Source organism: Nocardia camponoti (assembly GCF_014646135.1).
GTDB lineage: Bacteria > Actinomycetota > Actinomycetes > Mycobacteriales > Mycobacteriaceae > Nocardia > Nocardia camponoti.
In genome coordinates this window covers 1-683 of sequence record NZ_BMMW01000011.1, presented here as the reverse complement: position 1 = coordinate 683, position 683 = coordinate 1, and the positions used below count along the sequence as shown (strand labels likewise).

1 rRNA gene is annotated in these 683 nt (G+C 55.3%); it reads left to right on the top strand.

The features are described from left to right. Window positions 1–683, top strand: a 23S ribosomal RNA gene (locus IEX78_RS24000); the annotation flags it as partial.

The window sequence follows — 683 nt, the reverse complement described above, 5'->3', positions numbered from 1 at the left end:
AGTCATCGATGTGTGGCGAGGTTAACCCGTTGAGGGGTAGCCGTAGCGAAAGCGAGTCTGAATAGGGCGAACGAGTCGCACATTATGGACCCGAAGCGGAGTGATCTACCCATGGCCAGGGTGAAGCAGCTGTAAGAGGTTGTGGAGGCCCGAACCCACTTAGGTTGAAAACTGAGGGGATGAGCTGTGGGTAGGGGTGAAAGGCCAATCAAACTCCGTGATAGCTGGTTCTCCCCGAAATGCATTTAGGTGCAGCGTCACGTGTTTCACATCGGAGGTAGAGCTACTGGATGGCCTAGGGGGCCTACAAGCTTACCGAAGTCAGCCAAACTCCGAATGCCGGTGTGTGAGAGCGTGGCAGTGAGACTGCGGGGGATAAGCTTCGTAGTCGAGAGGGAAACAGCCCAGATCGCCGGCTAAGGCCCCTAAGCGTGTACTAAGTGGAAAAGGATGTGGGGTCGCTTAGACAACCAGGAGGTTGGCTTAGAAGCAGCCACCCTTGAAAGAGTGCGTAATAGCTCACTGGTCAAGTGATCCTGCGCCGACAATGTAGCGGGGCTCAAGTACACCGCCGAAGCCGCGGCATTCCAACAATAACCCGTCCAATTGTTTATTCAGTTGGGCCAGGTGTTGGGATGGGTAGGGGAGCGTCCTGTAGCCGTGGAAGCCACAGTGTGAACTAG